Consider the following 13,155-nt stretch of genomic DNA (forward strand, 5'->3'; position numbering starts at 1 on the left):
CGGCGGCCCGCCCGCACCACCCGCACCCGCACCGCATCTGCACCGGAGGACCAGCGTGAACCTGCTGCTTGCCGAGGTGGCCCAGGCCACCCAGCGGCTGGCCGACGCCGGCGTGCCGTCGCCGCGCTTCGACGCGGAGGAGCTCGCCGCGTTCGTGCACGGTGTGAAGCGGGGCGAACTCCACAACGTCAAGGATTCCGACTTCGACGCCCGCTACTGGGAGGCCGTCGCACGCCGCGAGGCGCGCGAGCCGCTCCAGCACATCACCGGGCGGGCGTTCTTCCGCTACCTGGAGCTGGAGGTCGGACCCGGCGTCTTCGTGCCCCGGCCCGAGACGGAGTCGGTGGTCGGCTGGGCCATAGAGGCCGTCCGGGCCATGGACGTCGTCGAACCGCTCATCGTCGACCTGTGCACCGGCTCCGGCGCCATCGCCCTCGCGATGGCGCAGGAGGTGCCCCGGTCGCGCGTGCACGCCGTGGAACTGTCCGAGGACGCCCTGAAGTGGACCCGGCGCAACGCCGAGGGCTCCCGGGTCACCGTCCACCAGGGCGACGCGCTGGCGGCCCTGCCGGAGTTCGACGGCCAGGTCGACCTCGTCATCTCCAACCCCCCGTACATCCCGCTCACCGAGTGGGAGTACGTCGCGCCCGAGGCGCGCGACCACGATCCGCAGATGGCGCTGTTCTCCGGCGAGGACGGCCTCGACACCATCCGAGGCATCGAGCGGACCGCGCACCGGCTGCTGAGGCCCGGCGGCCTCGTCGTCGTCGAGCACGCGGACACCCAGGGCGGCCAGGTGCCGTGGATCTTCAACGAGGAGTCCGGCTGGGCGGACGCCGCCGACCACCCCGATCTGAACAGGCGGCCGCGGTTCGCGACCGCACGCAAGGCGATGCCATGACGAAGCACGTGTACCAGGAGGCCCGCTGATGGCTCGGCGATACGACTGCAACGACGCTACGGACCGCGCCACCGGACTGCGCGAGGCCGCATCGGCGGTCCGGCGCGGAGAGCTCGTCGTGCTGCCCACCGACACCGTCTACGGCATCGGCGCGGACGCCTTCACCACGGAGGCCGTCGCCGACCTGCTGGACGCCAAGGGACGCGGCCGCAACATGCCCACCCCCGTCCTCATCGGCTCGCCCAACACCCTGCACGGCCTCGTGACCGACTTCTCCGAGCAGGCCTGGGAGCTCGTCGACGCCTTCTGGCCGGGCGCGCTCACCCTGGTCACCAAGCACCAGCCGTCGCTCCAGTGGGACCTCGGCGACACCCGCGGCACCGTCGCGATCCGGATGCCGCTGCACCCGGTCGCCATCGAGCTGCTCACCGAGACCGGCCCGATGGCGGTCTCCAGCGCCAACCTCACGGGACACCCCTCTCCCGAGGACTGCGACGCGGCCCAGGAGATGCTCGGCGACTCCGTCTCCGTGTACCTCGACGGCGGCCCGACCCCGGGCATCGTGCCGTCCTCCATCGTCGACGTCACCGGCAAGGTGCCCGTCCTGCTGCGCGAGGGCGCCCTCTCCGCCGACGAGCTGCGCAAGGTGGTACCCGACCTCGAGGTGGCCAATTGACCACCCCGCAGGGGCGTGGCATAGCGGAGAGCAGCAGTACGGCACCGACCTTCCGCATCCTCCACGTCAGCACCGGCAACGTCTGCCGCTCGCCGATCACCGAGCGGCTCACCCGCCACGCCCTGAGCGACCGCCTCGGCGACCCCCTCACGGGCGGCCTGATCGTGGAGAGCGCAGGCACCTGGGGGCACGAGGGCGCCCCGATGGAGGCCAACGCGGAGGTCGTCCTCGCGGACTTCGGAGCGGACGCGAGCGGCTTCACGGGGCGGGAGCTCCTGGACGAGCACGTGATCCGCGCCGACCTGGTGCTCACGGCGACCCGTGACCACCGGGCCCAGGTGATCTCCATGGGGCACTCCGCGGGGCTGCGGACCTTCACGCTGAAGGAGTTCACCCGCCTGGTGCGGGCGATAGACCCGGCCACGCTGCCGGACCCGGACGAGGGCGTCGTCGAACGCGCCCGTGCCCTGGTGCGGGCGGCGGCGGCGCTGCGCGGGTGGCTGCTGGCGCCGAGCCCGGACGCGGACGAGGTGTTCGATCCGTACGGGGCGCCGATCACGTTCTTCCGCTCCATCGGCGACGAGATCCACCAGGCGCTGGACCCCGTGGTGACCGCCCTGACGGGCGTGGAGCGCGAGGGCTGAGCGGACTCCGCCGGGGGCGGTCGCGCGGGGTGCGGGGCGGAGCCCCGCCGGACGGGGTTGCGGGTGTGGGGGCGGTTGCCTGCCGGTGGTGGCGGTACCGCGCTGCGCGCGGTGTCCTCAATCGCCGGACGGGCTGGAAGTGTGCGCTCTCCGGGCCGGTGCCCGTGCGGGACGGGCTGGAAGTGTGCGCCTTCCGGGGCGGAGCCCCGCCGGACCGGGTTGCGGGTGTGGGGGCGGTTGCCTGCCGGTGGTGGCGGTACCGCGCTGCGCGCGGTGTCCTCAATCGCCGGACGGGCTGGAAGTGGGCGCCTTCCGGGGCGGTGCCTGTGCGGGACGGGCTGGAAGTGTGCGCTCTCCGGGGCGGTGACCGTGCCGGACGGGCTGGAAGCGTGTGCACCCCCCCGTGCCCGGCGCGCTGAGCGCCGGAAGCGCGCCCGCAGGGCGGAAAGCGGGGCCCGGTCCTACATTGGAGGAGCCGCCCCCCAGGCCCGAGCACCGGAGCCGTCATGTCTGTGACACATCCCGTGACGCACGCAGCGCATCCCGCACCGGCCGTGTACGACAGCCCCGGCTTCCGGGCGCTGCTCCGGCAGGACCCGCAGGCGGCCGACATCCTGTACGGCGAGGCACGGCGGCAGGCGGACTCGCTGCAGATGATCGCCGCCGAGAACTTCACCTCGCCCGCCGTGCTCGCCGCCCTCGGGTCGCCGCTGGCGAACAAGTACGCCGAGGGCTATCCGGGCGCCCGCCACCACGGCGGCTGCGAGATCGTGGACGCCGCCGAGCGGCTCGCCGTCGAGCGGGCCAAGGCGCTCTTCGGGGCCGAGCACGTCAACGTGCAGCCCCACTCCGGTTCGTCGGCGGTGCTCGCCGCGTACGCGGCCCTGCTGCGCCCGGGGGACACCGTGCTGGCGATGGGGCTGCCGTACGGCGGGCACCTCACCCACGGGTCGCCGGCGAACTTCTCCGGGCGCTGGTTCGACTTCGTGGCCTACGGCGTCGACGCCGAGACCGGGCTCGTCGACCTCCACCAGCTGCGCACCCTCGCGCGGCACCACCGCCCGAAGGCGATCGTCTGCGGCTCCATCTCGTACCCGCGCCACCCCGACTACGCGGCCTTCCGTGAGGTGGCCGACGACGTCGGCGCGTACCTCGTCGCGGACGCCGCGCACCCCATCGGGCTGGTCGCGGGCGGTGCCGCCCCGAGCCCGGTGCCGTACGCCGACATCGTGTGCGCGACGACCCACAAGGTCCTGCGCGGCCCCCGCGGTGGGATGATCCTGTGCGGGGCCGAGCTGGCGGACCGCGTCGACCGCGCGGTGTTCCCCTTCACCCAGGGCGGTGCGCAGATGCACACCATCGCGGCGAAGGCGGTGGCGTTCGGGGAGGCCGCGACGCCGGCGTTCGCGTCCTACGCCCACCAGACCGTCGCCAACGCCCGCGAGCTCGCCGAGGCGCTGGCCGGCGAGGGCTTCACGGTGCTCACCGGCGGGACGGACACCCACATCGTCGGTGTGGACCCGGCCGGGCTCGGTGTGGACGGCCGGACGGCCCGCGGGAGGCTGGCGGCCGCCGGCATCGTGCTCGACACCTGCGCCCTGCCGTACGGCGACGGCCGCGGCATCCGGCTGGGCACCGCCGCGGTCACCACCCAGGGCATGGGCCGCGGCGAGATGACCCGGATCGCGGGCCTCTTCGCGGCCGCCGTCCGGGAGGACGCCGGGGTGCAGGCACGGGTGCGGGAACTGGCCGCGGGGTTCCCGCCGTACCCCAGCTGAGGCCACCCGGCGTCCGGCCGGGGCCATCCGGCGTTCATCCGCAGTGCAACCGTCGGCCGTCCCCGCTCGTCGTATGTCCTAAGGTGTGGTTCGGCGCGTCGTCCAACACATGGGGATTCAGTGCGCGAGTACCTGCTGACGCTCTGTGTCACGGTAGCGGTGACTTACCTGCTGACCGGACCGGTGCGGAAGTTCGCCATCGCAGCCGGCGCGATGCCGGAGATCCGTGCGCGTGACGTGCACCGTGAACCGACACCGCGGCTCGGCGGCATCGCCATGTTCGGCGGCCTGTGCGCCGGTCTGCTGGTCGCGGACCATCTGGCGCACCTCAACGACGTCTTCGAGCTGTCGAACGAGCCGCGCGCCCTGCTGTCGGGCGCGGCGCTGATCTGGCTGATCGGCGTCCTCGACGACAAGTTCGAGATCGACGCCCTGATCAAACTCGGCGGCCAGATGATCGCCGCAGGTGTGATGGTGGCGCAGGGCCTGACGATCCTGTGGATCCCCGTGCCCGGTGTGGGCACCGTCTCGCTCACCGCCTGGCAGGGCAACCTGCTGACGGTGGCGCTGGTCGTCATCACGATCAACGCGGTCAACTTCGTCGACGGTCTCGACGGTCTCGCGGCCGGCATGGTGTGCATCACCTCCGGCGCGTTCTTCATGTACGCCTACCGCCTCTGGTACGGGTACGGGATCGAGGAGGCCGCCCCGGCGACCCTGTTCGCGGCGATCCTGATGGGCATGTGCCTCGGCTTCCTGCCGCACAACATGCATCCGGCGCGGATCTTCATGGGCGACTCGGGATCGATGCTCATCGGCCTGGTCCTGGCGGCCGGCGCCATCTCGATCACCGGGCAGGTGGACCCGGACCGCCTCGGCATCTTCGTCGGCGGCGAGCGCGAGGCGACCCACGCGATGCTCCCGGTGTTCATGCCGCTGCTGCTGCCGCTGACCATCACGGCGCTGCCGGTCGCCGACCTGGCGCTGGCCATCGTCCGCCGGACCTGGCGCGGCCAGTCGCCGTTCGCCGCCGACCGCGGCCATCTGCACCACCGGCTGCTGGAGATCGGGCACTCGCACAGCCGCGCGGTGCTGATCATGTACTTCTGGTCGGCGCTGATCGCCTTCGGGACGGTCGCGTACTCGGTGCACTCGGCGTCGATGTGGATCGTGCTGGCCATCGCCGGGCTGAGCGCGGTGGGACTGGTGCTCCTGCTGCTGCCGCGCTTCCGGCCGCGGGCCCCGCGCTGGGCCGAGTCCTTCGTGCCGCCGCGCTACCGGCGCCGCCGCCGGCGCCGGCGCCCGTCCGCGGACGCAGCGGCCTCCGGCGCCGCCCGGCGGGAGCCCGGGGCGGCCGGTGACGGCCACCCGGACCAGGCGGACGGTGACGAGGACGAGTATGCCCGGGTACGGGTCGGTGTCGGCGGCGTCAACGGAGCGACGGCGCTGGGCGCTCGTTCGCGGCTTCCCGACCGGCGGAAGGCCGGTACGCGCGGCTGACGCCCGCGCCGGAGACGGGCATTCCGTGCCTATACCAGACGAAACCGATGGTTGTCGTGCACACACGCGCAGTGTCACTCTCATGTGTGACAGTTGGCACACCTGCGGGTAAAGACCTCATCAAATAGTTTGTGATACCGTTCACGAGACCCGGAGACAGAGCCGAAGGACCGTAGTGCGACGGTCCGTTGGCCCCCGAGGCCCAACTCGGGACCGGGCTTACGCTCGTCCATGACGACACCACTGCCCCCACCAGCAAGCGGAGCTGCCGCCATGCCGTCCACCGACGCACGCTCACTTCTCATGACCGTCGTACCCACCGCTGCCGCCGGCGTGATCGCCGCCGTGATCGCGGGAGTGGTCGCAGGCGGCAAGGGTGCTGTGGGGGCGATCGTCGCGACGCTGGTGGTGATCCTCTTCATGGGAGGCGGCATCGTCGTCCTCCAGCGGACGGCCAAGCAGTTCCCGCAGCTCTTCCAGGCGATGGGGCTGATGCTCTACACGACGCAGCTGCTCGTGCTGTTCGTCTTCGTCGCCGTCTTCAAGGACACCACGCTGTTCAACCCGAAGGCTTTCGCCGCGACGATCGTCGCCGCGACGGTGGTCTGGGTGGCGGCGCAGGCCCGCGCGTTCATGAAGGCCAAGATTCTCTACGTCGAGCCCGAATCCTCGGACAGCAGGAAGACCGAGAAGACGGGCCTGTCGTCGTGACAGGTAGGGCCGGGATAAAGCAGCGTTCGGGACCCTGCTATCGTCCGGTGCCAACTGCGGCACTGCGGGCGCGGGCATCCGAGCTGACGCCTGCTCGATCGCGAGGCTTTGATGCCTGAGGGCCGCCCCCACATCCGAAACACCAGTCCGGTGCCGACTCGCGGCTGCGCGCCGCTCCGACACAACGAGGTTGCCGAACCCATGCGTCACGCCGAAGGAGCCCGCGGTGAGTGCTGAACAGACCACGCTCGCCTTTGACTGGAGCTGCCGCATCCTGGCCGACAACGGCTGTGGCTTTCCGGCGCCGGGCCTGCACTCCTTCCTCTTCAAGCCGATCTTCACCGTCGGTGGCTTCGAGTTCAACAAGGTGATGCTGCTCGCGCTCATCACCACGCTCGTCGTCGTCACGTTCTTCACGATGGCTTTCGGGAAGGCCAAGGTCGTCCCGGGCAAGCTGCAGATGATCGGTGAGGCGGGCTACGACTTCGTCCGCCGCGGCATCGTCTACGAGACGCTCGGCAAGCGCGAGGGCGAGAAGTACGTCCCGCTGATGGTCTCGATCTTCTTCTTCGTCTGGATCATGAACATCTGGTCCGTGATCCCGCTGGCCCAGTTCCCGGTCTCGTCGATCATCGCCTACCCCGCGGTACTGGCGCTGATCGTCTACGTGATCTGGGTGTCGCTGACCTTCAAGCGCCACGGTTTCGTGGGCGGTTGGAAGAACATCACCGGCTACGACCCGTCGCTCGGCCCGATCAAGTGGCTCGTCTCGTTCATCGAGTTCTTCTCGAACCTGCTCGTGCGCCCCTTCACGCACGCCGTGCGACTCTTCGCCAACATGTTCGCCGGTCACCTGATGCTGGTGATGTTCACCGTCGCCTCCTGGTACCTGCTGAACAGCTACATGATCCCGGCCGCGGGCGTCTCGTTCGTGATGACCATGGCCATGATTGTTTTCGAACTCTTCGTGCAGGCCGTCCAGGCGTACGTCTTCGTCCTCCTGGCCTGCACCTACATCCAGGGCGCTCTCGCCGAGCACCACTGAGGCCCCCCGCCCGCACCACCCCGAATCGTCCGGTGGCCAACCACCACCGGTCCGGTAAATGAAAAGGAAGAATCAGCATGGCTGCCACTGAGACCCTTGCCCAGGTCACCGGTTCGCTCGGCTCCATCGGCTACGGCCTCGCCGCGATCGGCCCCGGCATCGGCGTCGGCATCGTCTTCGGCAACGGCACCCAGGCTCTGGCCCGTCAGCCCGAGGCTGCCGGCCTGATCCGTGCCAACCAGATCCTGGGCTTCGCCTTCTGTGAGGCGCTCGCCCTGATCGGCATCGTTATGCCGTTCGTGTTCGGTCAGTAATCACCTCTCACTGACGACACTTTTCGACGAAAGGCACTGATGTGATCGCCAACATCGTTCAGCTGGCGGCCGGGGAGGAGCAGAACCCGCTTCTGCCCCCGGGCCCCGAGCTGCTCGTCGGCACGATCGCCTTCGCCATCGTCTTCTTCTTCTTCGCGAAGAAGCTCCTCCCGAACATCAACCGTGTTCTCGAGGAGCGTCGCGAGGCCATCGAAGGCGGCATGGAGAAGGCCGACGCGGCCAAGATCGAGGCCGAGAGCGTCCTGGAGCAGTACAAGGCCCAGCTCGCCGAGGCCCGTCACGAGGCCGCACGCCTGCGCCAGGAGGCGACCGAGCAGGGCACCGCGATCATCGCCGAGATGAAGGCGGAAGGCCAGCGGCAGCGTGAGGAGATCATCGCGGCCGGCCACGCCCAGATCGCGGCCGACCGCAAGGCCGCTGCCGCCGCGCTGCGCCAGGACGTGGGCAAGCTCGCCACCGACCTGGCCGGCAAGCTCGTCGGCGAGTCCCTCGAGGACAGCGCCCGCCAGAGCCGCACCATCGACCGCTTCCTCGACGAGCTCGAGGCGAAGGCCGAGGTCGCACGATGAACGGAGCCAGCCGCGAGGCGCTGGCCGCCGCGCACGAGTCCCTCGACGCGCTGACCGACTCCACGTCGGCCGACGCGGCGAAGCTCGCCGGCGAGCTGGCCGCCGTCACCGCGCTGCTCGACCGTGAGGTGTCGCTGCGTCGGGTCCTCACCGACCCGGCGCAGGCCGGCGAGGCCAAGGCCGAGCTGGCCGGGCGCGTGTTCGAGGGCCAGGTCGGCGGTCAGACCGTCGACCTGCTCAAGGGCATGGTCCGCGCGCGCTGGTCGCAGTCGCGTGACCTGGTCGACTCGCTGGAGGAGCTGGCGGCCACCGCCGAGCTCACCTCGGCGCAGAAGACCGGGCGTCTCGACAACGTCGAGGACGAGCTGTTCCGCTTCGGGCGGATCCTCGCCACCAGCACCGAGCTCCGCTCGGCGCTGACCGACCGGGCCGCCACGGCGGCCGCCAAGGGCGAGCTGCTGAGCTCACTGCTCGGCGGCAGGGCCGAGAAGGTCACCGAGCGTCTGATCGTCGGTCTCGTCACGCACCCGCGGGGACGTAGCCTGGAAGCGGGACTCGACTCCCTCTCCAAGCTCGCCGCGGCGCGCCGGGACCGGATGGTCGCCGTCGTGACCACCGCGGTGCCGCTGACCGACGCGCAGAAGCAGCGTCTCGGCGCGGGTCTGGCGCGGCTGTACGGCCGTGAGATGCACCTGAACCTCGAGGTGGACCCCGAGGTCCTCGGCGGCATCTCGGTGCGCGTCGGCGACGAGGTCATCAACGGCACCGTCCAGGAGCGCATCGACGAGGCCAAGCGCCGGATCGCCGGCTGACGCGTCAGCCGAGCACAACTGAATTGGCAAGACCAGCGGCCCGGTTGGGCCGTGCAGAGATTGCAGAAGATTCCTGGGGGTCGGCCCCCAGACCCCCAAAGAAACTTCGGGCCCAACAAGGAGAGCAGGGAACCCAGATGGCGGAGCTCACGATCCGGCCGGAGGAGATCCGGGACGCGCTGGAGAACTTTGTCCAGACGTACCAGCCGGACGCGGCCTCGCGCGAGGAGGTCGGTACGGTCAGCCTTGCCGGCGACGGCATCGCGAAGGTCGAGGGTCTTCCCTCGGCCATGGCAAACGAGCTGCTGAAGTTCGAGGACGGCACCCTCGGTCTCGCCCTCAACCTCGAGGAGCGCGAGATCGGCGCGATCGTCCTCGGTGAGTTCAGCGGCATCGAGGAGGGCCAGTCGGTCACCCGCACCGGCGAGGTCCTGTCGGTGGCCGTCGGCGAGGGCTACCTCGGCCGCGTTGTCGACCCGCTCGGCAACCCGATCGACGGTCTCGGCGAGATCGAGACGTCCGGCCGCCGCGCCCTCGAGCTGCAGGCCCCCACGGTCATGCAGCGCAAGTCGGTGCACGAGCCGATGGAGACCGGCTACAAGGCCGTCGACGCGATGACCCCGATCGGCCGTGGCCAGCGTCAGCTGATCATCGGCGACCGCCAGACGGGCAAGACCGCACTGGCCGTCGACACGATCATCAACCAGCGCGACAACTGGCGCTCGGGCGACGTGAACAAGCAGGTCCGCTGCATCTACGTCGCCATCGGCCAGAAGGGCTCCACCATCGCGTCCGTGCGCGGCGCGCTGGAGGAGGCCGGCGCCCTGGAGTACACGACGATCGTCGCCGCCCCGGCGTCCGACCCGGCCGGCTTCAAGTACCTCGCCCCCTACACCGGCTCGGCCATCGGCCAGCAGTGGATGTACGAGGGCAAGCACGTCCTGATCATCTTCGACGACCTGTCGAAGCAGGCCGACGCCTACCGCGCCGTGTCGCTGCTGCTGCGCCGCCCGCCGGGCCGTGAGGCCTACCCGGGTGACGTCTTCTACCTGCACTCGCGTCTGCTGGAGCGCTGCGCCAAGCTCTCCGACGAGATGGGTGCCGGCTCGATGACCGGTCTGCCGATCGTCGAGACCAAGGCGAACGACGTGTCGGCGTTCATCCCGACCAACGTCATCTCCATCACCGACGGCCAGTGCTTCCTGGAGTCCGACCTGTTCAACGCCGGCCAGCGTCCGGCCCTGAACGTCGGTATCTCGGTCTCCCGCGTCGGTGGCTCCGCCCAGCACAAGGCCATGAAGCAGGTCTCCGGCCGTCTCCGTGTCGACCTCGCCCAGTTCCGTGAGCTGGAGGCGTTCGCCGCCTTCGGTTCCGACCTGGACGCGGCCTCGAAGGCGTCGCTGGAGCGCGGCAAGCGCATGGTCGAGCTGCTGAAGCAGGCCCAGTACCAGCCGATGTCCACCGAGAACCAGGTCGTCTCCGTCTGGGCCGGCACCACCGGCAAGATGGACGACGTCCCGGTCCAGGACATCCGCCGCTTCGAGCGGGAGCTGCTGGACTACCTGCACCGCGAGGAGGACGGCCTCATGGCGTCCATCCGCGAGGGCGGCAAGATGTCGGACGACACGCTGACCAAGGTCGCGGACTCCATCGCGGCGTTCAAGAAGCAGTTCGAGACCCACGACGGCAAGCTGCTCGGCGAGGACGCTCCGGCGACCGTCAACGTCTCGAAGTGACGTAAGGAAGGGACCTGACTCATGGGAGCGCAGCTCCGGGTCTACAAGCGTCGCATCCGGTCCGTCACCGCGACGAAGAAGATCACCAAGGCGATGGAGATGATCGCCGCCTCGCGCATCGTCAAGGCACAGCGCAAGGTGGCGGCCTCGACGCCGTACGCGACCGAGCTCACCCGCGCGGTCACGGCGGTGGCGACCGGCTCGAACACCAAGCACCCTCTGACCACGGAGGCCGAGACCCCGTCCCGCGCCGCGGTGCTGCTCGTCACGAGCGACCGCGGTCTGGCCGGCGGCTACTCCTCCAACGCCATCAAGGCGGCGGACCGTCTCATCGAGCGGCTGCGCGGCGAGGGCAAGGAGGTCGACTCCTACATCGTCGGCCGCAAGGGCGTCGCGTACTACGGCTTCCGTGAGCGCAAGGTCACGGAGTCGTGGACCGGGTTCACGGACAGCCCGGAATACTCGGATGCCAAGAAGGTGGCCGCACCGCTCATCGAGGCCGTCCAGAAGGACACCGCGGAGGGTGGCGTCGACGAGCTGCACATCGTCTTCACGGAATTCGTGTCGATGATGACGCAGAACCCCGTCGACGACCGGATGCTGCCGCTCAGCCTCGAGAAGGCGGAGGAGACGCAGGGGAAGAATGAGCTTCTTCCGCTGTTCGACTTCGAGCCGTCGGCGGAGGACGTCCTCGACGCCCTTCTGCCGCGCTACGTCGAGAGCCGTATCTACAACGCACTGCTGCAGGCCGCGGCTTCCGAGCACGCGGCCCGCCGCCGGGCGATGAAGTCGGCGACCGACAACGCGGGCGAGCTGATCAACACGCTCTCCCGACTTGCCAACGCGGCCCGCCAGGCCGAAATCACCCAGGAAATCAGCGAGATCGTCGGTGGCTCCGCAGCCCTGGCCGACGCGAACGCGGGGAGTGACAAGTAATGACGACCTCTGTTGAGACGGCTGCTGCCACGGGCCGCGTCGCCCGGGTCATCGGCCCGGTCGTCGACGTGGAGTTCCCCGTCGACGCGATGCCCGACATCTACAACGCCCTTCACGTCGAGGTCGCCGACCCCGCCGAGGAAGGCGCCAAGAAGACGCTGACCCTCGAGGTGGCGCAGCACCTCGGTGACGGCATCGTCCGCACCATCTCGATGCAGCCCACCGACGGCCTGGTCCGCCAGGCCACGGTGACCGACACGGGCGTGGGCATCAGCGTCCCGGTCGGCGACTTCACCAAGGGCAAGGTGTTCAACACCCTCGGTGAGGTGCTGAACCAGCCCGAGGAGAACGCCAACGTCGGTGAGCGCTGGCCGATCCACCGCAAGGCCCCGGCCTTCGACCAGCTCGAGTCCAAGACCGAGATGTTCGAGACCGGCCTGAAGGTCGTCGACCTTCTCACCCCGTACGTCAAGGGTGGAAAGATCGGTCTGTTCGGTGGCGCCGGTGTCGGCAAGACCGTGCTGATCCAGGAAATGATCATGCGTGTCGCCAACCTCCACGAGGGCGTCTCCGTCTTCGCGGGTGTCGGTGAGCGTACGCGTGAGGGCAACGACCTGATCGCGGAGATGGAGGAGTCCGGCGTTCTCGACAAGACCGCGCTGGTCTTCGGCCAGATGGACGAGCCCCCGGGCACCCGTCTGCGCGTCGCCCTGGCCGGTCTGACCATGGCGGAGTACTTCCGCGATGTGCAGAAGCAGGACGTGCTCTTCTTCATCGACAACATCTTCCGGTTCACCCAGGCCGGTTCCGAGGTGTCCACCCTGCTCGGCCGTATGCCGTCCGCGGTGGGTTACCAGCCGAACCTCGCCGACGAGATGGGTCTGCTCCAGGAGCGCATCACCTCGACGCGTGGTCACTCGATCACCTCGATGCAGGCGATCTACGTCCCCGCGGACGACCTGACCGACCCGGCGCCGGCCACCACGTTCGCCCACCTCGACGCGACGACGGTGCTCTCCCGTCCGATCTCGGAGAAGGGCATCTACCCCGCGGTGGACCCGCTGGACTCCACGTCCCGCATCCTGGACCCGCGCTACATCGCGCAGGACCACTACGACACCGCGATGCGCGTCAAGGGGATCCTCCAGAAGTACAAGGACCTCCAGGACATCATCGCGATCCTCGGTATCGACGAGCTGGGCGAGGAGGACAAGCTCGTCGTCCACCGTGCCCGTCGTGTCGAGCGCTTCCTGTCCCAGAACACCCACGCGGCGAAGCAGTTCACCGGCGTGGACGGTTCGGACGTGCCGCTCGACGAGTCGATCTCCGCGTTCAACGCGATCTGCGACGGTGAGTACGACCACTTCCCCGAGCAGGCGTTCTTCATGTGCGGTGGCATCGAGGACCTCAAGAGCAACGCCAAGGAACTCGGCGTCTCCTGAGTCGTCGACTCGCTGAAGGGGGCGGGCACGTCCCGCCCCCTTCGTCGCGCCCGCAGCCCGGTCCCCGGGA

The 13,155-nt window shown here is 69.7% G+C and carries 13 protein-coding genes; all 13 read left to right on the forward strand.

Features of this window, described 5'->3' with window-relative positions; all coding sequences use genetic code 11:
* Nucleotides 1-55 precede the first annotated feature (55 nt).
* The 13 genes from prmC (at nt 56) to atpD (ending at nt 13,085) form a co-directional block, all read left to right on the forward strand.
* Nucleotides 56-901 carry a peptide chain release factor N(5)-glutamine methyltransferase gene (prmC, locus tag IAG43_RS21865; RefSeq protein ID WP_187742392.1) on the forward strand — a complete coding sequence of 282 codons (846 nt, stop codon included), beginning with the start codon at nt 56-58 and terminating at the stop codon, nt 899-901.
* Between the two features lie 28 nt (nt 902-929).
* Complete coding sequence (locus IAG43_RS21870; RefSeq protein ID WP_187742393.1) at nt 930-1,577, forward strand: L-threonylcarbamoyladenylate synthase; 648 nt, start codon at nt 930-932, stop codon at nt 1,575-1,577.
* A complete protein-coding gene (locus IAG43_RS21875) occupies nt 1,574-2,221 on the forward strand; it encodes an arsenate reductase/protein-tyrosine-phosphatase family protein (RefSeq protein WP_187742394.1) in 648 nt (215 codons plus the stop codon). The genes IAG43_RS21870 and IAG43_RS21875 overlap by 4 nt, the downstream gene beginning before the upstream one ends.
* 506 nt (nt 2,222-2,727) lie before the next feature.
* Nucleotides 2,728-3,999: a serine hydroxymethyltransferase gene (locus IAG43_RS21880; RefSeq protein WP_187742395.1), complete on the forward strand. Its 1,272-nt coding sequence runs from the start codon at nt 2,728-2,730 to the stop codon at nt 3,997-3,999.
* A gap of 120 nt (nt 4,000-4,119) precedes the next feature.
* Nucleotides 4,120-5,499 carry an MraY family glycosyltransferase gene (locus IAG43_RS21885; protein WP_187742396.1) on the forward strand — a complete coding sequence of 460 codons (1,380 nt, stop codon included), beginning with the start codon at nt 4,120-4,122 and terminating at the stop codon, nt 5,497-5,499.
* Nucleotides 5,500-5,772: 273 nt separating this feature from the next.
* A complete protein-coding gene (locus IAG43_RS21890; RefSeq protein ID WP_187742397.1) occupies nt 5,773-6,210 on the forward strand; it encodes a Cg1360 family ATP-synthase-associated protein in 438 nt (145 codons plus the stop codon).
* 226 nt (nt 6,211-6,436) lie between these two features.
* Nucleotides 6,437-7,255: a F0F1 ATP synthase subunit A gene (atpB, locus tag IAG43_RS21895; protein WP_484600522.1), complete on the forward strand. Its 819-nt coding sequence runs from the start codon at nt 6,437-6,439 to the stop codon at nt 7,253-7,255.
* Between the two features lie 77 nt (nt 7,256-7,332).
* The gene (gene atpE, locus IAG43_RS21900) at nt 7,333-7,569 is read left to right on the forward strand and encodes an ATP synthase F0 subunit C (RefSeq protein WP_147988146.1); all 237 of its coding nucleotides are present in this window, start codon (nt 7,333-7,335) and stop codon (nt 7,567-7,569) included.
* Nucleotides 7,570-7,610: 41 nt separating this feature from the next.
* Entirely contained in the window at nt 7,611-8,159 is a 549-nt protein-coding gene (locus IAG43_RS21905) for a F0F1 ATP synthase subunit B (protein WP_147988147.1), read from the forward strand.
* Entirely contained in the window at nt 8,156-8,971 is an 816-nt protein-coding gene (locus tag IAG43_RS21910) for a F0F1 ATP synthase subunit delta (RefSeq protein ID WP_187742398.1), read from the forward strand. The genes IAG43_RS21905 and IAG43_RS21910 overlap by 4 nt, the downstream gene beginning before the upstream one ends.
* 137 nt (nt 8,972-9,108) lie before the next feature.
* Entirely contained in the window at nt 9,109-10,707 is a 1,599-nt protein-coding gene (gene atpA / locus IAG43_RS21915; protein ID WP_187742399.1) for a F0F1 ATP synthase subunit alpha, read from the forward strand.
* Between the two features lie 21 nt (nt 10,708-10,728).
* The gene (locus IAG43_RS21920; RefSeq protein WP_187742400.1) at nt 10,729-11,643 is read left to right on the forward strand and encodes a F0F1 ATP synthase subunit gamma; all 915 of its coding nucleotides are present in this window, start codon (nt 10,729-10,731) and stop codon (nt 11,641-11,643) included.
* Complete coding sequence (atpD, locus tag IAG43_RS21925) at nt 11,643-13,085, forward strand: F0F1 ATP synthase subunit beta (protein WP_187742401.1); 1,443 nt, start codon at nt 11,643-11,645, stop codon at nt 13,083-13,085. The genes IAG43_RS21920 and atpD overlap by 1 nt, the downstream gene beginning before the upstream one ends.
* Nucleotides 13,086-13,155: the final 70 nt, after the last annotated feature.

The organism is Streptomyces genisteinicus, from assembly GCF_014489615.1.
GTDB classification, from domain to species: Bacteria; Actinomycetota; Actinomycetes; order Streptomycetales; family Streptomycetaceae; genus Streptomyces; species Streptomyces genisteinicus.

What these genes read in the sequence shown, in the direction of transcription:
- atpD (WP_187742401.1), top strand. Translation starts at nt 11,643, where the DNA reads ATGACGACCTCTGTTGAGACGGCTGCTGCCACGGGCCGCGTCGCCCGG.
- IAG43_RS21890 (WP_187742397.1), top strand. Translation starts at nt 5,773, where the DNA reads ATGCCGTCCACCGACGCACGCTCACTTCTCATGACCGTCGTACCCACC.
- IAG43_RS21920 (WP_187742400.1), top strand. Translation starts at nt 10,729, where the DNA reads ATGGGAGCGCAGCTCCGGGTCTACAAGCGTCGCATCCGGTCCGTCACC.
- atpA (WP_187742399.1), top strand. Translation starts at nt 9,109, where the DNA reads ATGGCGGAGCTCACGATCCGGCCGGAGGAGATCCGGGACGCGCTGGAG.
- IAG43_RS21880 (WP_187742395.1), top strand. Translation starts at nt 2,728, where the DNA reads ATGTCTGTGACACATCCCGTGACGCACGCAGCGCATCCCGCACCGGCC.
- IAG43_RS21910 (WP_187742398.1), top strand. Translation starts at nt 8,156, where the DNA reads ATGAACGGAGCCAGCCGCGAGGCGCTGGCCGCCGCGCACGAGTCCCTC.
- atpE (WP_147988146.1), top strand. Translation starts at nt 7,333, where the DNA reads ATGGCTGCCACTGAGACCCTTGCCCAGGTCACCGGTTCGCTCGGCTCC.
- IAG43_RS21870 (WP_187742393.1), top strand. Translation starts at nt 930, where the DNA reads ATGGCTCGGCGATACGACTGCAACGACGCTACGGACCGCGCCACCGGA.